This is a genomic window from Bradyrhizobium huanghuaihaiense (assembly GCF_007830635.1).
Taxonomy (GTDB): domain Bacteria; phylum Pseudomonadota; class Alphaproteobacteria; order Rhizobiales; family Xanthobacteraceae; genus Bradyrhizobium; species Bradyrhizobium huanghuaihaiense.
On sequence record NZ_VLLA01000001.1, the window covers coordinates 234397 to 255671 of the forward strand.

Sequence of the window (21275 nt, forward strand, 5' to 3'; positions counted from 1 at the left end):
GGGAATGCCCATCCCTCAATTCCCCCTTTGAAATTACTGTCCTTTTGCTAATACACAGGCGGGCTTCCCGCGAGGCACGCCATGTCCGTCCCTACTTCTGCCGTCAGCGATCCCGCCTATCTCCGTGCGCGCGCGATGGTGACGCTGTTCGAGCGGCTGGAGAACCTCTGCGAAGGCGCGATTGCGATCGATCGCGGCGGGCGCGTCGTCTACGTCAACGAGAAATATCTGGCCTCGCTCGGCCTCAGGCATACGGCGGAAGCGATCGGCCGGCCGATCGAGGAGATCATTCCGAACAGCCTGATGCGGAAGGTGGCCGAGACCGGCGAGCCGATCCTGCTCGACATCATGGAGCTCGGCGGCGAGCAGCTCGTGGTGACGCGCATGCCGATCGAGGACGAGAACCGCAAGGTCATCGGCGCGATCGGCTTCGTGCTCTATGACCATCTGGAGAGCCTGAAACCCCTGCTCGCCCGCGTCGCCCAGCTCGAGAGCGATTTGCGGCTGGCGCGCCGGCAATTGTCAAATGCCCGCGCCGCGCGCTTCACCTTCGCCGATTTCGTCGGCACGACGCCGGGAATCGCGCAGGCCAAGGAGCTCGCGGGCCGCGCCGCACGGCAGAGCGTGACGGTGCTGCTCACCGGCGAGACCGGAACAGGCAAGGAAATGCTGGCGCAGGCGATCCACAACGCCTCCTCCCGCGCAGACAAGCCGTTCGTCAGCGTCAATGTCGCGGCGATCCCGGAAACGCTGATCGAGTCCGAATTCTTCGGCACCGTTCCCGGCGCCTATACCGGCGCCGACCGCAAAGGGCGCGAGGGCAAATTCCGGATCGCCGATGGCGGCACGCTGTTCCTCGACGAGATCGGCGAGATGCCGCTGCAGCTCCAGGCAAAACTCCTGCGCGTGCTGCAGGAGCGCGAGATCGAGCCGCTCGGCTCGGACAAGATCAGCAAGGTCGACGTCCGCGTCATCGCCGCAACCAATGTCGATCTGCGCAAGCGCGTCAGCGACGGCGCATTCCGGCCCGATCTCTACTACCGCCTGAACGTGCTCTCAGTGGACCTGCCGCCGCTGCGTCAGTGCCTGGACGACCTCCCCGACATCTGCGCCCGGCTGCTCGACGACATCAGCGCGTCCGGCGACTACGTCAAGGCCAAGATCACGCCGAGCGCGCTGGCCGCGCTCGCCCGCTACGATTGGCCGGGCAATGTCCGCGAGCTCCGCAACATCCTCGAGCGCGCGCTGATCCTCAGCGATTCCGGGCGGCTGACCGGCGACGACTTCCTCCGTATCCTCCCCGTCGGCGCCGAGGTCAGGCTTGCACCGGCCGAGCGCCCGGCCGGAACGGTGGTGCCTTATGCCGAGGCCGAGGCCGAGTTCGAGAAGCACACGCTCGAGCAGGCGCTCGCCGCCAGCAACGGCCAGATCTCGGAGGCCGCCAAGATGCTGCGGATCTCGCGCGCGACCTTCTACAAGAAGCTCGCCAAGTTCGGCCTCGCCGCGGGACCAGCCTCCGTCTGAGTTTCGAGACTCAGGGTGTCCGGAGTCTCGGATTCCTGACACGCGATCTGGCCGCTTCGCCCCGAAGCATTCGCTGAATCTGCTGGGTTTTCGGCCAATTTGCGCAAACCTGCGGCATCTGGCGCGGAGCTTGCTCTTCGCTTTTGCACAATGACGCATGCTGCACATGCGCATTCGCAACCAGGGAGGACGCAAGATGAGTGAAGCGATCTCGGTCCATCAGCTTCAGACGAGACAGCCCTCGCACGTCACGGTCGCCACCGCGAGCCTGATCGGCACGGCGATCGAGTGGTACGACTTCTTCCTCTACGGCACGGCCGCGGCGCTGATCTTCAACAAGCTGTTCTTTCCGACCTTCGACCCGATGATGGGAACGCTACTGGCGTTCGCGACCTACGCGCTCGGCTTCATCGCCCGCCCGCTCGGCGGCGTCGTGTTCGGGCATTACGGCGACAAGATCGGTCGCAAGACCATGCTCTATCTGACGCTGCTGATCATGGGCGCGGCGACGGCGGCGATCGGCTTCCTGCCGACCTACGAGACCGCTGGCATCTGGGCCGCGATCCTGCTCGTCACCTGCCGGCTGATCCAGGGCTTTGGCCTTGGCGGCGAATGGGGCGGCGCGGTGCTGATGGCGGTCGAGCATGCGCCCGCGGACAAGAAAGGCTTCTATGGAAGCTGGCCGCAGCTCGGCGCGCCGCTCGGCCTCGTGCTCGGCACGCTGGTGTTCTCGGTGGTGTCGGCGCTGCTGACCGACGCGCAGCTTTATGCCTGGGGCTGGCGCATTCCGTTCCTGTTCTCGATCGCGCTGGTGCTGGTCGGCCTGTGGATCCGCTTCACCATCGCGGAATCGCCGGAGTTCCAGAAGGTCAAGGACACCAAGCAGGAGGTGAAGATGCCGATCCTCGAGGCGATCAGGATGTATCCCAAGAACATCCTGCTCGCGATGGGCGCGCGCTTCGCCGAGAACGGCTTCTTCTACATCTACGCGACCTTCGTGCTCGCCTATGCCACGCAAACGCTCGGCATGAACAAGCAGGACATGCTCAACGGCGTGCTGATCGGCGCCGCGATCGAGACCTTCACCATCCCCGCCTTCGGCGCGCTCTCCGACCGGCTCGGGCGGCGGCCGATCTACATCTTCGGCGCTGTGTTCTCGGCGCTGATGTCGTTCCCGCTGTTCATGCTGCTTGGGACCAAGAACCCGCAATACGCCTGGATCGCGATCGTGCTCGGCCTCGCCATCGGCCATGCCGCGATGTACGGCCCGCAGGCGAGCTTCCTGTCGGAGCTGTTCGGCACCAAGGTGCGCTATAGCGGCGTCTCGCTCGGCTACAACCTCGCCTCGATCTTCGCCGGCGCGCTGTCGCCGCTGATCGCGACGGGATTGATGACGGCCTATGCGCCGGCGACCTGGCCGATCTCGCTCTACATGATCGCCTTGGCGGTCATCACGATCGTCTCGGTCTATTTCGCCACAGAAACACGCAAGGTCGCCCAGCCCTGAACGGGCTGACCGCTCCCCCCGCGACGCCGGAGCGGCTGGTCGCCAGCCGCTCCGCGCGATAGGAATAGAGGCAAGCGAGAAGAACCGGCATGCGGTCCGCACCAGACATGGGAGGGAATGCCATGAGCCAGCATCCTGCCTTGCCCTATTTGCGCAACGCCGAGAAGGGCAAAGTCGTCACCGCGGCGGAAGCCGTCATGCTGATCCGGGACGGCGACACGGTGGCCACCGGCGGCTTCGTCGGCATCGGCTTTGCCGAGGAGATCGCGATCGCACTGGAGGAGCTCTATCTGTCCAACGAGGGCGATGCGCCCTACACGCAGGGCAAGCCGCGCAACCTGACGCTGGTCTATGCGGCCGGTCAGGGCGACGGGAAGCACCGCGGCCTCAATCATCTCGCGCATGAAGGCCTGGTCCGGCGCGTGATCGGCGGGCACTGGGGCCTTGCTCCCAAGCTGCAGCAGCTCGCGATCGCGGGCCAGATCGAGGCCTATAATCTGCCGCAGGGCGTGATCACGCACCTGTTCCGCGACATCGCGGCGCGCCGGCCCGGCCACATCACCCGCGTCGGCATGGGCACCTTCGTCGATCCCCGGCACGGCGGCGGCAAGCTGAATGCGCGCACCACCGAGGACATGGTGGAGCTGATCACGCTGCGCGGCGAGGAGTGCCTGCTCTACAAGACGTTCCCGATCAATGTCGGGATCATCCGCGCCACCACAGGGGATCCCGACGGCAACCTCACCATGGAGAAAGAGGCGCTGACGCTGGAGGCGCTCGCCATCGCCATGGCGGCGCATAATTCCGGCGGCATCGTCATCGCCCAGGTCGAGCGCGTTGCCGAGAGCGGTAGCCTCAATCCGCGCCAGGTCAAGATTCCCGGCATCCTCGTCGACTGCGTCGTGGTGTCGAGACCCGAGAACCACTGGCAGACCTTCGGCACGCAATACAATCCTGCCTTCAGCAGTGAGATTCGGGTCCGCGCCGCCTCCCTGCCGGTGATGCCGGTCAGCGAGCGCAAGATCATCGCCCGGCGCGCCGCCCTCGAGCTCAAGGCCAACAGCGTCGTCAATCTCGGCATCGGCATGCCCGAGGGCATCGCCTCGGTCGCCAATGAAGAGCGGATCATCGACCTCATCACGCTGACGGCGGAGCCGGGCGTGATCGGCGGCATCCCCGCGAGCGGCATCGATTTCGGCGCGGCGATCAACACCCAGGCGGTGATCGACCAGCCCAATCAGTTCGACTTCTACGACGGCGGCGGCCTGGATGCCGCCTTCCTCGGCCTCGCCCAGGTCGACCGTGCCGGCAATCTCAATGTCAGCAAGTTCGGGCCGAAGCTTGCCGGCGCCGGCGGCTTCATCAACATCAGCCAGAACGCCAAGGAGGTCGTGTTCGTCGGTACCTTCGGCGCGGGCAAGCAGCGCATCGCGGTGAATGACGGCAAGCTCGTCATCCTCGACGAGGCGAAGTCGCGCAAGTTCGTCGACAAGGTCGAGCACGTCACCTTCAGCGGCCCGTTCGCCGCCGCGCGCAAGCAACGCACGCTCTATGTCACCGAACGCTGCGTGCTCGAGCTCAGGCCCGACGGGCTCGAGCTGACCGAAGTCGCGCCCGGCATCGACGTCGAGCGCGACATCCTGCGCCTGATGGACTTCAAGCCGCTGATCCCGCGCGACCCAGCCCTGATGGACGCCCGCATCTTCCGCGACGGCCCAATGGAGCTGCGCGAGCGCCTGCTCACCATCCCGCTCGACCAGCGCTTCACACTGGACGAGCAGCAGAACCTGTTCTTCGTCAATCTGGAGCGCTATCCGCTGCGCAGCAAGGCGGAGATCTACACCATCGCTGATATCGTCGAGGCGAAGCTCGCACCGCTCGGTCGCCGGGTCTACGCCATCGTCAATTATGACAACTTTTCCATCCTGCCGGAACTGATGGACGATTATTCTGCCATGGTGCGCAGCCTGGTCGACCGCTTCTATTCCGGCGTGTCGCGCTACACCACCTCGGGCTTCCTGCGCATCAAGCTCGGCGAAGCTCTGGAGAAGCGCGGCGTCGCACCGCATATTTTCGAGAGCGCGGAGGAAGCGCAGTCGGATCGACGTCAGGCCGAGGGCGCCGACGTATCGGGCACCATGCGGCAAGCCCAAAAATGATGCAGGCTCGAAAGGCCGACACGCTCGGCCGGAGGTTCAATTGCAATGTTCGTAGTGTTGTGCAAATCGCTGTTGCCGAGAAACTTTGAATCAGGAGGGACCATCGTGCGTCGATCATTCATCATAACAACAACCATCCTCGCCCTCGCCGCGAGTACCTCCGCACGGGCCGACGATCTCAAGGTCGCGCTGATCTACGGCAAGACCGGTCCGCTGGAAGCCTATGCCAAGCAGACCGAGACCGGCCTGCAGATGGGTTTTGAATACGCCACCAAGGGCACCATGACGCTCGACGGTCGCAAGATCGTCGTCATCACCAAGGACGACCAGGGCAAGCCGGACCTGTCCAAGGCTGCGCTCGCGGAAGCCTATCAGGACGACAAGGCCGACATCGCGATCGGCACGACCTCGTCGGCTGCGGCGCTGGCGATTCTCCCGGTGGCCGAAGAGAACAAGAAGATCCTGATCGTCGAGCCCGCCGTCGCGGACCAGATTACCGGCGAGAAGTGGAATCGCTACATCTTCCGCACCGCGCGCAATTCCTCGCAGGACGCGATCTCCAACGCGGTCGCGATCGGCAAGCAGGGCGTCACCGTCGCGACGCTGGCGCAGGACTACGCCTTCGGCCGCGACGGCGTCGCCGCCTTCAAGGAGGCGCTGGCCAAGACCGGCGCGACGCTCGCTGCGGAAGAATATGCCCCGACCTCGACCACCGACTTCACCGCGGTCGGCCAGCGCCTGTTCGATGCGCTGAAGGACAAGCCGGGCCGCAAGGTGATCTGGGTGATCTGGGCCGGCGCCGGCAATCCGCTGGCAAAGCTCCAGGACATGGACCCGAAGCGCTACGGCATCGAGCTCTCCACCGGAGGCAACATCCTGCCGGCGCTCGCCGCCTATAAGGGTCTGCCCGGCATGGAAGGCGCGACCTATTACTTCTACGACATCCCGAAGAACCCGGTGAACGACTGGCTGGTCGCCGAGCATCAGAAGCGCTTCAACGCCCCGCCGGACTTCTTCACCGCGGGCGGCTTCGCCGCCGCCATGTCCGTCGTCGCTGCCGTCACCAAGGCGAAGTCGACCGACACCGAGAAGCTGATCAGCGCGATGGAAGGCCTGGAGTTCGATACGCCGAAGGGCAAGATGGTGTTCCGGAAAGAAGACCATCAGGCGCTGCAGAGCATGTATCACTTCAAGGTCAAGGTCGATCCGAACGTCGCCTGGGCCGTGCTCGAGCCGGTGCGCGAGCTGAAGATCGAGGACATGGACGTTCCGGTCAAGAACAAGCGGTAGGCGCCTTACTTCACCTCTCCCGCTTGCGGGAGAGGCCGGGAGAGGGCTCTCACCTCTTGGGGGCTCTCGCCAGCGGAAGCACCCTCTCCCCGACCCTCCCCCGCAAGCGGGGGAGGGAGTGCAGCGTGACCCGCGGATAGATCCCGTTTCATCAATTGCCAGACTCTCAATGACGCTCACCCTCGAAACTCGCGACCTCACCATCCGCTTCGGCGGACATGTCGCGGTCAACAACGTCACCTGCAGCTTTCGCCCGGGCGAGCTCACCGCCATCGTCGGGCCGAACGGCGCCGGCAAGACCACCTATTTCAATTTGATCTCGGGGCAGCTGCGCGCATCGAGCGGCAGCATCCTGTTCGACGGCACCGACATCACCCAGCATTCCGCGCCGATGCGGACCCGCGCGGGTCTCGGGCGCGCGTTCCAACTGACAAATCTCTTTCCGAACCTCACCGTGGAGGAGAACGTCCGCCTCGCGGTGCAGGCGGCGAACGGCACCCATTACGACATGCTGCGGCCCTGGACGGTGCGCGGCGACCTGATCGCGCGCGCCGACGCCATCCTCGACCAGGTCGCACTCGGCAATCGCCGCGGCGTCGCTGCGACCGCGCTGTCGCATGGCGACCAGCGCAAGCTCGAGGTGGCGCTGATGATCGCGCTGGAGCCGAAGGTGTTCATGTTCGACGAGCCGACCGCCGGCATGAGCATCGACGAGGTGCCTGTTGTCCTCAACCTGATCGCGCAGCTCAAGCAGGACACGAGCAAGATCATCCTGCTGGTCGAGCACAAGATGGATGTGGTGCGCTCCCTCGCCGACCGCATCATCGTGCTGCATAACGGGCAACTCGTTGCCGATGGTCCGCCGGCCGAAGTGATCGCCTCGCCGATCGTGCAGGAGGCATATCTCGGCGTTGCACCGAAGAGCGCAGCATGACCGATCTCCTCAAACTCTCCAGCGTGCACACGCATATCGGCCGCTATCACATCCTCCAGGGCATCGACCTCGCCGTCCCGCAAGGACAGGTCACGATGCTGCTGGGGCGCAACGGCGCCGGCAAGACCACGACGCTGCGCACCATCATGGGCCTGTGGCAGGCCTCCAGCGGCGAGATCAGCCTCGCCGGGATGCGCATCGAGAGCCGCGCCACGCCCGACATCGCGCGGCTCGGCGTCGGCTATGTGCCGGAGAGCATGGCGGTGTTCTCCGACCTCACCGTAAAAGAGAACCTGGTGCTGGCAGCGCGCGACGGGCCGCTCGACGACACCCAGCTCGACTGGATCTTTGGCTTCTTCCCGGCGCTGCGCCGGTTCTGGCTGTCGCGGGCGGGGAGCCTCTCGGGCGGACAGAAACAAATGTTGTCGATCGCGCGCGCCATCATCGAGCCGCGCAAGCTGCTCCTGATCGACGAGCCGACCAAGGGGCTGGCCCCGGCCATCGTGATGGCGCTGATCGAGTGCTTGAAGGAGATCAAGCGCAAGGGCGCTACGATTCTGCTGGTCGAACAGAATTTCTTTGCCGCTCGCGAACTCGGCGACAACGTGCTGGTGATGGACAACGGCACCATCGTCCATCGCGGCGAGATGGCGGCGCTCGCCGCCGACGTACCGCTGCAGGAGCGGCTGCTCGGCCTGAGCCTGGAGGCACATCAGTGACTGACCTTGCCGCAAACGATCCCCTGCCGAAGCCGAAGCGCGACATCGCGCCGGTGCTGCTGCCGATCGCGCTCGCGCTGCTGATGATCCCGCTGATCGGATCGACTTCTTCCTGGCTGACGCTGACCGCCGCGAGCCTTGCCATGGGCATGATGATCTTCATCATGGCCTCGGGCCTCACGCTGGTGTTCGGCCTGATGGACGTGCTGAATTTCGGCCACGGCGCCTTCATTGCCGTCGGCGCCTATGTCGCGACCCTGGTGCTGGCGCCGTTCGCGGCGTCGATCCAGGCGGATTCGCTCTGGATCAACCTCGCGGTGCTGGCCCCGGCCGCGCTGCTGTCGATGGCCGTATCCGGCGCGCTCGGCCTGATCGTCGAGCGCGTGCTGATCCTGCCGGTCTACGGCCAGCATCTGAAGCAGATCCTGATGACGACCGGCGGCCTCATTGTTGCAGAACAGACGCTCTATGCGCTGTGGGGACCGCAGATCATCCCGATGCCGCTGCCGGCCTCGCTGCGCGGCTCCTTCATTCTCGGCGACGTCGCCATCGCCAAGTACCGCGTGCTGGCGATGCTGATCGGGCTTGCCGTCTTCATCGCGATCCAGCTCGTGCTCAACCGCACCAAGCTCGGCCTCCTGATCCGCGCCGGCGTCGAGAACCGCGAGATGGTCGAGGCGCTCGGCTATCGCATCCGCCGGCTGTTCCTCGGCGTGTTCATGACCGGATCGGCCTTGGCCGGACTCGGCGGCGTGATGTGGGCGCTCTATCGCGAGCAGGTGCACGCCTCCATGAGCGACGACCTCACCGTCCTGATCTTCATCGTCGTCATCATCGGCGGCTTAGGGTCGATCGGCGGCTGCTTCATCGGCGCCATTCTGGTCGCCATGGTTGCCAATTACGGCGGCTTCCTGGTGCCGAAACTCGCCCTCGTCTCCAACATCCTGCTGATGGTCGCCATTCTGATGTGGCGGCCGCGCGGCCTCTATGCGGTGACCAGCCGATGATGATCCTCTCCGGCGATCCGCCGCGCAGCCGCGTTCTCACGCTCCTCCTCGTCGTCATCATCCTGGCGCTGGCGGCAACGCCGTTCCTGTTCCCGGGCGCCAAGGCGCTGAACGTCGCGGCGAAGATCTGCGTCTTCGCCGCGCTGGTCGCCTCCTATGACCTCTTGCTCGGCTATACCGGCTCGGTGTCGTTCGCCCACACCATGTTTTACGGCATCGGCAGCTACGCCATCGCGATCGCACTGTACGGCATGGGACCGAACTGGGCCGCGGTTGCCACCGGCATCGTCACCGGCCTGCCGCTCGCCGCGCTGCTTGCGCTTGCCATCGGCCTGTTCTCGCTGCGGGTGGCCGCGATCTTCTTTGCCATGATCACGCTCGCGGTCGCCTCCGCCTTCCAGGTGTTGGCCTCGCAGCTCTCATGGCTCACGGGCGGCGAGGACGGGCGCAGCTTCCAGCTCCCCGAACTGCTGCGTCCCGGCACGGTGCTGATCTCCAAGAACCTGTTTGGCTTCGAGGTCAACGGCCGCATCCTGACCTTCTATCTGGTGTTCGCGATCTCGGCGCTGATGATCCTCGCCTTGCTGCGGGTGGTGAACTCGCCGTTTGGGCGCGTGCTGCAGGCGATCCGCGAGAACCGGTTTCGCGCCGAGGCGCTCGGCTTCCGTACCGTCTTCCATTTGACTTACGCCAACTGCCTCGCCGCCCTCGTCGCCGCCAGCGCCGGCATCCTGAATGCACTGTGGCTGCGCTATGCAGGTCCCGACACCTCCCTGAGCTTCTCCATCATGCTGGACATCCTGCTGATGGTGGTGATCGGCGGCATGGGCACGATCTACGGCGCGATCATCGGCGCCACCATCTTCATTCTCGCGCAGAACTATCTGCAGTCGCTGATGGGCGTCGCCTCCAAGGCGGCGTCGGAAGCCGGCCTGCCGCTGCTGCCGGGACTTTTGCATCCCGACCGCTGGCTGCTGTGGCTCGGGCTGCTCTTCATCGCCAGCGTCTACTTCTTTCCGACCGGCGTGGTCGGACGGCTGCGCCATGGCGGCGGCAAGAAGGCCGCAGGCGCCTCGCATTAAGCATTGATTAATGATGCAGCGCAGCGATTGCCGCGGGCGCAACGCAACTGCGGCGTGCTTCGCGCCCTGCGGCGCACGGGTAGGGCAGCGCAACCGGATTTAATCCTTAGGTAACTGGTTTTCCTAAGGTTTGGGCCATTTGTGCGGTGTATTCGTGTTCCTCCAGGGAGGGGGAATGCGCCAGGTCATTGCTAGGGTCGCAACCGGAATGTTCCGGGCCGCCAAAGGCGGCTGGGAGGCAGCGACGCGGCGTGGTCCGGTGCTGTGGCTGACCCTGTGCGGCGTGCTGCTGGTCGCGGGCATCTTCGCCGTGACCGCCATGGCCGTCGGCGAATTCCGCGAGCGGACCCTGGTCAACCGCGAGCGCGAGCTGGAAAACACGGTACAGCTGATCGCGCGCCACTTCGATCAGCAATTCGTGGATTCGGACGTCGTCGCCGCCGATCTGATCGGGCAGATGAACCTGCCGGAGATCAACTCGCCGGCGATGTTCCGCGAGCGCATGTCCAGTCCCGCCACGAACCAGATGCTGCGCAGCAAGATCAGTTCGATCTCCTATCTCGGCGACATCGCGATCTACGACGCCGATGGCGAGCTGATCAACTGGTCGCGGAGCCAGCCGCTCCCCAAGATCAATATTTCCTCGCGCGCCTATTTCCAGACGCTCAAATCAGACCCGATGTCCGAGCCGGTGCTGCTGGAATCCGTCCGCAGCTTCATCATCGGCAAATGGACCACGGTCGTCGCGCGCCGGCTCAACGGCACCGACGGCACCTTCTTCGGCGCGATGGTCCGCCGGATCGATCCGGACAGCTACCAGAACTATTTCGCATCCGTGGCACTTGCGGAAGGAACGGCGATCTCGCTGTTCGACCGCGAAGGCAAGATGCTGGCCCGCTACCCTCATGTCGAGGAGCTGATCGGCAGGAGCTTCAAGGATGCACCGCTGATGCGGAGAGTGCTGACCAAGGGCGGCCAGCACACGCTTCGCGTCAAGAGCCCGGTCGACCACGAGGAGCGGCTCGGCTCGGCAGCGTCGCTGAAGCATTTCCCGCTGGTCATCGTCGCCACCAACACCACGGCTGCAGCGCTTGCGGACTGGCGGCAGCAGACCGGCTTCATGGTCACCACGGCCGCGCTTTCGGCCACCGCGATCGCGCTGATCCTCTATCTGATCATTCGCCAGATCAACCGGCAGAACCGCGAGGCCCAGGAACGGATCGAGGCGGAGCGGCTGCGGCTCGACACCGCCCTCAACAACATGTCGCAAGGGCTGATCCTGTACGACGCGAACGGCTACATCGTCACCTGCAACCGCCGTTACGCCGACATGTTCGGCCTCTCTCACGACGTCATCAAGCCCGGCTGTCACATCCGCGAGGCGATGTCTCATCGCAAGGAGCGTGGCGCGTTCGGCGGCGATGTCGAGGCGTTTTGCGCCGATGTGATGCGGGTGGTCGCCGAAGGTACGGTTTCCACCAGGATCCACGAGTTGCCCAACGGCCGCGCCTTCCAGGTCATCAACACTCCGCTCGCGCAGGGCGGCTGGGTCGCCACGATCGAGGAGATCACCGAGCGGCGCAATCTGGAGCAGGAGCGCGACCGCAACTACATGTTCCTGCGCGAGATCATCGACCACATCCCCTCCCAGATCACGGTCAAGGACGCCGGCACGCGGCAATATCTGCTGGTGAACCGGACCGCCGAGGAGCAGTTCGGCCAGTCCAGTGACGAGATCGTCGGCAAGACCCCCTTCGACCTGTACCCGGACGAGGAGGCCAGGCTCGTCACCGAGGACGACAGCAAGGCGCTGCAGGCCGCCGAGGGATTGTTCAAGGACGAGCATGCCTGGCGAAGCCAGACCAAGGGAGCGCGCTACATCACCTCGACCCGGATCCGCATTCGCGACAAGTCCGGCGAGCCGCGCTACCTCATCAGTGTCGTCGAGGACGTCACCGAGCGGCGGCGCGCCCACGAGAAGATCGCGCATATGGCGCATTACGATGCGCTGACCGATTTGCCGAACCGCACGCTGTTCCGCGAGCAGATCGAGCGCGAGCTGGAGAAGGTCGCGAGCGGCGCGCAGTTCGCGCTGCTCTATATCGACGTCGACGAATTCAAGGGCATCAACGATTCGCTCGGCCATCACGTCGGCGACGAACTGCTGAAGGCGATCGCGACCCGCCTGCGCGGCTGCCTCAAGAAGGGCGACCTGATCGCGCGGCTCGGCGGCGACGAATTCGCGGTGATCCAGACCGGAATCCGGTCCTCCGCCGACGTGCTGTCCTTCGTGACACGAATCTACGAGGCGATCCGCCAGCCCTATAACTGCCTCGGCCACCAGCTCTCCACCGACGCCAGCATCGGCATCGCGCTGGCGCCGCAGGACGGAGCTGATCTCGACCAGCTCATCAAGAATGCCGATCTCGCGATGTACGGCGCCAAGGCCGAGGGGCGCCGCACCCACCGCTTCTTCGAGCCGGAGATGGATGCGAGCGCCAAGGCGCGCCTGACCATGGAGCAGGATCTGCGCCAGGCCCTGGTGAATGGTGGCTTCGAGATCCACTATCAGCCGCTGGTCGATCTGCGCTCGGGCGAGGTCTCCGGCTGCGAGGCGCTGCTGCGCTGGCGCCACCCCGAGCGCGGCATGGTGTCGCCGGCGGAGTTCATTCCGATCGCCGAGGATACCGGACTGATCAACGAGCTCGGCGACTGGGTGCTGCGCACCGCCTGCAACGAAGCCGCGACCTGGCCGGCGCATATACGCGTTGCAGTCAACGTCTCGCCGGTGCAGCTCAAATGCGACACGCTGGCGCTCAGGATCGCCAGCGCGCTCGCCGCCTCCGGACTCGATCCGCGCCGGCTCGAGCTCGAGATCACCGAGGCCGTGCTGATCCGCGACGACGAGGCGGCGCTGTCGATCCTGCACCAGCTCCGCTCGATCGGGGTGCGCATCGCGCTCGACGATTTCGGCACCGGCTACTCCTCGCTCAGCTACCTCAAGCGCTTCCCGTTCGACAAGATCAAGATCGACCGCTGCTTCGTCGCCGACATCGCGGAGACCAGCGGCGCGCCCGTCATCGTGCAGGCGGTGGTGAACATCGCCGCCGCCAGCAGCATGACCACGGTCGCCGAGGGCGTCGAGACCGAGGCCCAGCGCGAGATGCTGCGTAACCTCGGCTGCACCGAGATGCAGGGCTATTTGTTCAGCGCGCCGAAGCCCGCCGCCGAGGTGCGAAAATTGTTCGGCAAGGGCGATGCCGCGCCGGTGGCGGCGGTGGCCTGAGATGGCGAAGCCAGGCAAGACGCAGACCGGGAGCGTCAACGTTGCGGAATCCTATGCCGCGCGGCTGATGCAGCACCTGGTGGTGCCGACCTTCGTGATCGACCCGAAGCGCCGCGTCGTGATCTGGAACAGGGCCTGCGAGCGGCTGACCGGCGTCGCCGCCTCCGAGGTGATCGGCACCAGCAAGCACTGGCAGGCCTTCTATGAGACCAGGCGCCCCTGCCTTGCCGACCTCGTCGCGCTCGACCGTCCCGAGCAGCTGCCGGAGTTCTACTCGGAATATGCCGCGCGCGGCCATAACGGGCTCGGCTTTTCCGCCGAGAACTGGTGCGTGATGCCGAAGCTCGGCAACCAGCTCTATCTCGCCATCGACGCCGGCCCGATCCACGACGAGGCCGGCCAGCTGATCGCCGTGGTGGAGACGTTGCGCGACCTCACCGACCAGAAGCGCGCCGAGATGGCGTTGAAGGAGCTCGCCACCAAGGACGGGCTCACCGGCCTGTCGAACCGCCGCTCGTTCGACCAGATGCTGATGAGCGAATGGGCCCGCGCGGAGCGCACGCAGAAGCCGCTGGCGCTGCTGTTCGTCGACGTCGATCATTTCAAGCTGTTCAACGACCACCACGGCCACCAGACCGGCGACGAATGCCTGCGCACGATCGCGTCCGTCGTCAGCCGGCACGCCGTGCGCCCGCTCGACCTCGCCAGCCGCTATGGCGGCGAGGAATTCGCGCTGATCCTGCCCGACATGGATTGCGATGCCGCCTGCGTCATCGCCGAGGAGATCCGCATCGCCGTGATGGCCTTGCGGATGGTCCATGGCGCCAATGGCGCCGGCGAGCACGTCACCCTCAGCGTCGGTGTCGCCAGCCGCATGCCCGGCGCCGCCGACGGCGGCCCCGACCGGTTGCTGGGCGAGGCCGACGAAGCGCTCTATGTCGCCAAGCGGCTCGGCCGCAACCGGGTCATCTGCGCCGACAGGGTGCTGGCCGAGTTCGTGCGAACCGATCGCGGCGCGCACCGGCTTCCAATCGTCGCAAATCGCCGCTCCAGCCGAGGCTGACATTCATCCCACCGAAGGTTGTATTGCGTTCGGGCGCGCCAACGGGTGATGTTGCACCGGTACAACACGCACATTTTCTTCTCGAACAGCCGCAATTTCTCGGGCGCTCGTTTGAATATAGATAAGCCGTTGCCTGGAGCCGAATTCGCTTTGAAGTTTCCCAATCCATCGCGCAGTGCCCTCACCTGCCCGGCCGAACCCGGCCCTGCCATCAAGACCAACCGCTGATGTCCGAGGAAGCCGGTTCGTTTCGCGGACGTGTCCACCGCGGAACGCAGCAAATTGGTGGCACCTGCATTGAGCTCGAGGCCGCAGGCGAGCGAATCCTGCTCGACCTCGGACTTCCGCTCGATGCCGACGGCCCGTCCGATGATCTGCTCCCGCCCGTGGCCGGGCTTCGCGCCGAGGATACAGCCTTGCGTGGAATCGTCCTGTCGCACGGGCACGGCGATCATTGGGGCTTGCTGCCGCTGTGCAGACCCAACGTCCCTCTCGCCATGGGCGCCGCGACGGCGCGCATCATGCGTGCGGCAGCTCCTTTCGTGCCCAATGCCTTCGTGCCTTTCGTTTCGTTCGAGCTGGTCGATCGCAAGACCTTCCAGATCGGCCCGTTCAGCATCACGCCCTATCTCGTCGATCATTCGGCCTATGATGCCTATGCGCTGCTGATCCACGCCGCCGGCCGGCGACTGTTCTATAGCGGCGACATCCGTGCGCATGGCCGCAAGGGCGGTCTGTTCGAGCGATTGGTGAGCAATCCGCCCCGTGGCGTCGATACGATGCTGATGGAGGGGTCGAGCCTCGGCCGCCTTGACGAAGACACGCAATTTCCGACGGAAGACGACATCGAGGCGAGGCTGACCGAGAGCCTCAGGCCGCCGGGCTTCGTCATCCTCTCGGCGTCCGCGCAGAACATCGATCGCATCGTCAGCATCTACCGCGCCTGCAAGCGCAGCGACCGAACGCTGCTGCTGGACCTCTACGCGATGGAGATATTGCGGGCCACCGGCAACGAGCGCCTGCCGAGCGTCGGCTGGCCCAACCTGTCGGTCTATGTGCCGGAATATCAGCGGCGACAGATCGCACGGAACAAGCGCTTCGATCTTCTGGAGCCGTACAGATCTGCACGCATCTACCGCGAGCGCATCACCGAGATCGCCGATCGCACGGTGATGCTGTTTCGCCCGGCAATGGCCCGCGACGTGGAGACCGCAAATCTCTGGACCGGCACCAGGGCGATCTGGTCGCAATGGGACGGATACCTGAAGGATGGTCCTGGCGCCGGGCTGAAGGCGGATCTCGCGACACGCGGCGTTCCCATGGAAATCATCCATACCTCGGGTCACGCCAGCATCCCGGATCTCAAGCGGCTCTCGAACGCAATACAACCGGAGAAGCTGGTGCCCATTCACACGTTCGAAGGCGACAGCTTCGGCAAATATTTTAACAACGTCACGCGACGCCGCGATGGCGAATGGTGGGAGGTATGAGATGAGCTTCAAACGTGGAATCTGGAACGGCGACTTTCTGAGGGCACTCGAAGCACTCGCGCAGCAGGATGGCTGGTGGAAAGACGTTCTCGCCGATCCGTCGCTCATCATCGGTGTTCGGGATGACTACTTGAACATCTATTGGCAGGGGCAATCCATCTTCAAAGTGTCGTTCAAGGGCGGGAAAGTGGCTGCCTCGACGCACGAAAAATATCTACTGAACCCGGACTTGAAGGATCAGATCTCGCTCGTCGAGGGGAAATTCGCCTTCGGCGAGGCCGAGCCAAGAATGCTGACGCGCGATTACGAGGGCGCAGCGACCCTGGCGAAGCTCAAAAGAGCCGCATCGCTCTATTCCGGACAGGAGAAGGAAGGCGTTCACGAGATCGCGACATCCAATCCCTCCGTCGTGGACGTCGAGATTGCGATCAACGCCTCCGGCATCCCCGACATCAAGCGGAACCTTCCCCGCATGGACCTGGCGAACTTCGAAATGACGGCGAACGGCGTGGATCTGGTATTCTGGGAGGCCAAGACGTTCAGCAACCGCGAACTGGAGAACGGCAAGATTGTCGATCAGATCAAGGACTATCGGACAGTGATCGACCTTCACCAGACGGAGATCGATAAGAGCTATCGATGTGTTGCGGAGAATTTGGCCGACATGGCGAGATGGAGCAACGACCGTCGCAGTGTGGCTGCGGCAATCCGCGCCGTTAAGGGCGGGGCCAAACTCAACGTGAACAGCGCCAATGTCGGGCTGCTCGTTTATGATTACACTGCGGATCAAAGCGATCGCAAAGACAAGAGCGGCAAGACGCTAAAAGAAAGAGTGACTGAGTCGCTTGCGGAGGTGGGCGTGGGTCAGGAGCGGATCAAGTTCAAAGGCACGCCAAGGGGTCTCACCATCTGAGCTGGCAAGAGGGAGGAATCTTATTTTGCCCCTTCCCGAGCACGAATTGCTCACCTTCGCGATCGGCGACATCCATGGCTGCTTTGACAAGCTGGTGTCGCTGCTCGCCGCTTGCGACGAGATTCGCGGTCACCGGAGCGCCCAGTTCGTCCTTGTCGGAGACTACATCGACAGGGGCCCCCAGAGCCGCGAGGTGATGGATTTTCTCGTCGGCAGCGAAGGGGAGCAGAACCGCCCCTTCGTTTGTCTCCAGGGCAACCATGAGGAGATGTTGCTTCGCGCGGCCGACATGGAGCGCACCGACCAGGACCTCATGAATTGGTGGGGAAACGGCGGCGAGCAGACGCTCGACAGCTACGGGATCGACGATCCCGTCGATTTTCCCAGCGAGCATCTCGACTGGATCCGCGCACTTCCGCTCATGAAGATCGAGCATGGACGACTTTTCGTCCACGCGGGAATACGGCCGGCGGTGCCGCTGGCGTCGCAGTCCGAGCGGGATTTGCTCTGGATCCGGGAACCCTTCTTGTCGTCCGATCTCGACCACGGACTGTTCATTGTCCATGGCCATACGCCGATCCGGTCCCGGACACCTGATCTGCGCGCGAACCGGTTGAACCTGGATACCGGCGCCTGCTTCGGCGGCCCGCTCACAGCAGCCGTGTTCGCCACCTCGGAGGCGGGCCCGTTGATGTTTGTGAACGATTCCGGCGAGATCTCGGGACCGGCCGCCCTCCGGCATTGAACAGCGAAGCGCAGGCCCACGAATTCGGCCGATTCCGGGCATCTGGGCCCGGGCAAAGCTAGCGGTTGCCCACCCCTCGCCAATCGGCTAAATGAACCTCGACTAGCACCCGTAGCTCAGCTGGATAGAGCGTTGCCCTCCGAAGGCAAAGGTCACACGTTCGAATCGTGTCGGGTGCGCCAGTCTTGCCGTCGTATTCCTACCGGCATCTACGTCAGCATCGAAACGATCGCCTGGATCTGGTCGGAGGCGGACGCCACCAGCCCGTCATAGGACGTCTGACCATGCGCAGCGGCCTTCAGGATGCATTCGGCGACGGCCGCTTTCAGGCCGAAGACCGACTGATGGGCCGGCACGCTCGCCATCACGGTCTCGAGTGCCTGGCGCATCGTCTGAATGAGCTCGGAGCTGTACTGCATGGGCTGTCCTCCGTCGGCTCATATGGGACCACATCCCTGGGCTTGCCACTCACAAGCCTGAGATTGCTCTTTGAATGCGTCGAGACTGAACGTCTCAATTCAAACGTCAGATGGCCGCATTGAGCACGCCGGCAAACGCGACCGTGGCGACGACGACCGGCGACGTCTGAAGCATTTCAGATCGCGCCCGCGACCGGTGACACGATCATCTCCTTGCCGCAGGTGCTGCACCGCGCGCTCGTGCCGACGACTTCGCAAGCCGGGTCGCCTGAGGCGATGCTGCGCCGGCATTTCGGACAGACATAGCCGTCGGCTGTCTCGACGAAATCGCTGGACGGCCCGACATAGGCGCAGATCATGTGATGCAGGATCCGATCGAATGCGAGACGATTTCGGCAGACCGGGCACATCGTTTCATCCGCGCTGATCTGCACCGTCGTTTCCTTTCGATAGCACATCCTCGCCCTATTGCAGGCCCAGCAGGCGGACCAAGGCTGCGGCAAACCGGGACGTCAGGCTCGTGTAGTACATGTGAACGTTGACCGTTGAATTCAGCGGCGGCGGAACGGCGTCCGCGACGAAGCGGATGCGCGCGATCTGGGCAGCCGTGCGGTCGCGCGTCAGGGTTTGCCGGCCTGCGGCGTACACGACCGAGACCGGCAGGATCTCCGCGATCGTTCCGGCGATGCGGCGGTTGCCGAACACCACGAGCACCTGATTGCCGATCCTGGGCTCGACCAGGCGCGCATTCGGAATGTACCAATCGACGAAGATGTCGGCGGGATCGAGGATTTCGGCGATCGCCGTGCCCGCCACGAGCGATTGCCCGACATTGGCGAGATTGGTCGAAACGATACCGGCGACGGGCGCCAGCACCTGGCCGCCGGCAAAGTTCCGCTCCACCTCGTCGAGATGGTCGCGCAGCTGCTGGCCGAAATCGTTCAGGTCCGCCAGCTGTGTGATGGACTCCGCGATCTCCGCCTCCTGCGAAATGACGGACTTGCGAGCGAGGCCGCGTTCACGCAGCAATTCGAGGCGAAACGCCAGGCTCGCCGCGCTCGACGCTTCGATCTGGTCGACAGCCTCTTCCGTCAACGTCCTGTACGCCTTCGCCGCTTCCAGCGTTTCCTGCGCGACGCGGGCCCTGATGCGCAACTCCGATCGCCGGCTCGCGATGTCGGCCAATGCGCGCATGTAGGTCGCCACGATGTTGTCGCGCTCGGGCGAGCGGATCTGTGCGATCCGGTCCCCGGCCTTGACCGTGGTGCCCGGCGTCACCATGACTTCTGCGACCTGCACCAGATAGGGAAGTGAAACGACGTGCGGCGGGGACGAGACCGTCCCCGGTCCGCTCAGATAGACCAGTGGCGCGCCAAAATAGACGACCAGAAAGGCGAGCACGCCGAAAACGGCCGTCGCATAGGTAAGGCGCACGAGCCGTCCCGCGGCGCTCCGACGGCTTTCCACGGGATCGGGGACATTCGGGTCCAGCCTGTTGATCGCGACATTCATCGGCGTGCTCCTTCAGGACCGGAAAACAGTGCGCGACGTACGCGCGGCGGCACGAAGTCATCGTCCCTGGACGCGGCGAAGATGATCTCGGAGGAGTAGGAGACCAGCCGGGCGCATTTCAGATAGACGCTCTGATAGACCGGGAAGACCAGCGCGGCCCCGAGATCGAGGATACGCGGCGCGCGCTTGAACAGGGCGAAGGCGAGGCCGAGATTGAAGAACGAAATCCACGTCAGCAGGACGTAGATCGCGGCGAGAAGCCGGAAGGCGTCGATGCCGAGCAAAGCCATGAGATAGACGAGGTAGAATGGAAAACTGAGCGTGGGGATCAGGTCGAACAGGATGAAATCCAGCCTCTGCAGCGTATCGGGCAACCGCTCCAAGCGATGGAAGAACCGCAATTCGCCGTACATGATGAGGCGGATTCGCAAGGCGTCGCGATCCCACCGCGCGCGTTGGCGCAGCAGGCCAAGGCCACTGGCGGGCCCTGCCGTTGCGACCCAGGCTTCGGGCACGAAGCGAACGAGATAACCCAGCCGGCGCAGCCGCAGGCTGAACTCCAGATCCTCGCCCGGACCAACGTCGAGCCCGCCATGCCGCATGAAGACATCGCGGCGGTACATGGAGCAGGCGCCGGACAGGCAGGCGATCGCATCGACGGTGTCGAGGATGGTCCTGCCAGCGCTGATCGACATCAAATATTCGATGCTTTGAAGCCGCGTCCAGATCGAAGCGGTTTCGTTGCTGATCGCGATATTGCAGCTCGCGCCCGCGACACGCGGATCCGTGAATGCGGATGCGAGCCCGGCGACGGCCGCCGGTTCGAACAGCGTGTCGGCATCCACCGTCAGCAGCAGCTCGCCGCTGGCGAACCGGGCGGCGGCGTTGATCGCGGCGCTCCGGCCGCAGCGCGTGCCGTGGCAGATGACCATATCCACCAGCCCCGCCGCGCGTGCCTCCTCGGCAATGGCGCGCGTGTCGTCGGTGGAGCCGTCATCGACGACGATGATCTCGAGCGGCGCCAGGGTCTGCCGGCGCAGCGCTTCGATCGAACGAAGCAGGCCGGGACCACCGTTGAAAGCGGGCACGATCACGCTGACCGATGCGCGGATCGGCGTTTCCCGTTGGGACAGCGCGCCGGTCAGGCCGAGCAGAGAGAGCGACAGCAGTGAAAACGTATAGCGGGGAATATCGAAGATGATGACCGCGAGCGCGAGCTGAATCCAGTTCATATCGGCGATCAACTGCAATGCCTCGGGCATGCTGACCTACCCTCCCCGGATAGCGAGCCGTGCCAGATCCGCACCTGGATGAAAAGAAGCCAGCGACCCGCACGAGACCGAGGACATATCGGTGGACCGGCCCTCCTTCGTCTGCGTCAATTCCGAAGACGGGACCGTCAACTCGGAGTTTAGCATATCCCTTTGCGGCAACCGGGCGAAGGGCTTTGCGAAGAGCGACCGCGCGGGAACCCGATCGGTTAGAATTCGCGGAAAATCTGTAGGGATATGAAATCGGCCGCGGAGGCTTTGAGGCGAGCAAGGCGCGGGCGGCCGAGCATCCGAGGCGCGCCGCACGCTGGAGCAGGCGGGCGAAGGACCGATTGGCTTGCCACTCACAAGGCC

17 protein-coding genes and 1 tRNA gene are annotated in these 21275 nt (G+C 64.4%); 14 read left to right on the plus strand and 4 right to left on the minus strand.

Going from position 1 to position 21275, the window contains the following annotated elements; translation table 11 throughout:
• Positions 1-81 precede the first annotated feature (81 nt).
• The 14 genes from IQ16_RS01040 to IQ16_RS01110 all read left to right on the plus strand — a co-directional run bounded on the left by IQ16_RS01040 (position 82) and on the right by IQ16_RS01110 (position 17901).
• Positions 82-1524, plus strand: a complete 1443-nt coding sequence (locus IQ16_RS01040; RefSeq protein ID WP_018644309.1) for a sigma-54 interaction domain-containing protein — start codon at positions 82-84, stop codon at positions 1522-1524.
• Between the two features lie 196 nt (positions 1525-1720).
• The gene (locus IQ16_RS01045; RefSeq protein ID WP_035666861.1) at positions 1721-3031 is read left to right on the plus strand and encodes an MFS transporter; all 1311 of its coding nucleotides are present in this window, start codon (positions 1721-1723) and stop codon (positions 3029-3031) included.
• Positions 3032-3153: 122 nt separating this feature from the next.
• On the plus strand, positions 3154-5190 hold the full coding sequence (locus IQ16_RS01050; RefSeq protein WP_018644307.1) for an acyl CoA:acetate/3-ketoacid CoA transferase: 2037 nt from the start codon (positions 3154-3156) through the stop codon (positions 5188-5190).
• A 105-nt stretch (positions 5191-5295) separates the two neighbouring features.
• Positions 5296-6480: a substrate-binding domain-containing protein gene (locus IQ16_RS01055; RefSeq protein ID WP_026312187.1), complete on the plus strand. Its 1185-nt coding sequence runs from the start codon at positions 5296-5298 to the stop codon at positions 6478-6480.
• A 169-nt stretch (positions 6481-6649) separates the two neighbouring features.
• A complete protein-coding gene (locus IQ16_RS01065; protein ID WP_018644305.1) occupies positions 6650-7414 on the plus strand; it encodes an ABC transporter ATP-binding protein in 765 nt (254 codons plus the stop codon).
• On the plus strand, positions 7411-8133 hold the full coding sequence (locus IQ16_RS01070; protein WP_018644304.1) for a branched-chain amino acid ABC transporter ATP-binding protein: 723 nt from the start codon (positions 7411-7413) through the stop codon (positions 8131-8133). Before IQ16_RS01065 ends, IQ16_RS01070 begins: the two co-directional genes overlap by 4 nt.
• A complete protein-coding gene (locus IQ16_RS01075) occupies positions 8130-9140 on the plus strand; it encodes a branched-chain amino acid ABC transporter permease (protein WP_018644303.1) in 1011 nt (336 codons plus the stop codon). Before IQ16_RS01070 ends, IQ16_RS01075 begins: the two co-directional genes overlap by 4 nt.
• Positions 9137-10222: a branched-chain amino acid ABC transporter permease gene (locus IQ16_RS01080; protein ID WP_026312186.1), complete on the plus strand. Its 1086-nt coding sequence runs from the start codon at positions 9137-9139 to the stop codon at positions 10220-10222. Before IQ16_RS01075 ends, IQ16_RS01080 begins: the two co-directional genes overlap by 4 nt.
• 175 nt (positions 10223-10397) lie before the next feature.
• Positions 10398-13508, plus strand: a complete 3111-nt coding sequence (locus IQ16_RS01085) for a bifunctional diguanylate cyclase/phosphodiesterase (RefSeq protein ID WP_018644301.1) — start codon at positions 10398-10400, stop codon at positions 13506-13508.
• A gap of 1 nt (position 13509) precedes the next feature.
• Positions 13510-14571, plus strand: coding sequence for a sensor domain-containing diguanylate cyclase (locus IQ16_RS01090; RefSeq protein WP_145831154.1), 1062 nt, complete (start codon positions 13510-13512; stop codon positions 14569-14571).
• A gap of 227 nt (positions 14572-14798) precedes the next feature.
• A complete protein-coding gene (locus tag IQ16_RS01095) occupies positions 14799-16061 on the plus strand; it encodes an MBL fold metallo-hydrolase (RefSeq protein WP_018644299.1) in 1263 nt (420 codons plus the stop codon).
• A gap of 1 nt (position 16062) precedes the next feature.
• On the plus strand, positions 16063-16974 hold the full coding sequence (locus IQ16_RS01100) for a hypothetical protein (RefSeq protein WP_018644298.1): 912 nt from the start codon (positions 16063-16065) through the stop codon (positions 16972-16974).
• Positions 16975-17020: 46 nt separating this feature from the next.
• Positions 17021-17719: a metallophosphoesterase family protein gene (locus IQ16_RS01105; protein WP_018644297.1), complete on the plus strand. Its 699-nt coding sequence runs from the start codon at positions 17021-17023 to the stop codon at positions 17717-17719.
• 105 nt (positions 17720-17824) lie between these two features.
• A tRNA-Arg gene (locus tag IQ16_RS01110) sits at positions 17825-17901 on the plus strand.
• Between the two features lie 27 nt (positions 17902-17928).
• Here the strand turns inward: IQ16_RS01110 and IQ16_RS01115 are convergent.
• From IQ16_RS01115 to IQ16_RS01130, 4 genes are all read right to left on the minus strand, one after another.
• On the minus strand, positions 17929-18138 hold the full coding sequence (locus IQ16_RS01115; RefSeq protein ID WP_018644275.1) for a hypothetical protein: 210 nt from the start codon (positions 18136-18138) through the stop codon (positions 17929-17931).
• Between the two features lie 176 nt (positions 18139-18314).
• Complete coding sequence (locus IQ16_RS01120; protein WP_145831156.1) at positions 18315-18572, minus strand: TackOD1 domain-containing metal-binding protein; 258 nt, start codon at positions 18570-18572, stop codon at positions 18315-18317.
• A gap of 31 nt (positions 18573-18603) precedes the next feature.
• Positions 18604-19650, minus strand: coding sequence for an HlyD family secretion protein (locus IQ16_RS01125; protein WP_018644273.1), 1047 nt, complete (start codon positions 19648-19650; stop codon positions 18604-18606).
• On the minus strand, positions 19647-20912 hold the full coding sequence (locus IQ16_RS01130) for a glycosyltransferase family 2 protein (protein WP_018644272.1): 1266 nt from the start codon (positions 20910-20912) through the stop codon (positions 19647-19649). Before IQ16_RS01130 ends, IQ16_RS01125 begins: the two co-directional genes overlap by 4 nt.
• Between the last annotated feature and the right edge of the window lie 363 nt (positions 20913-21275).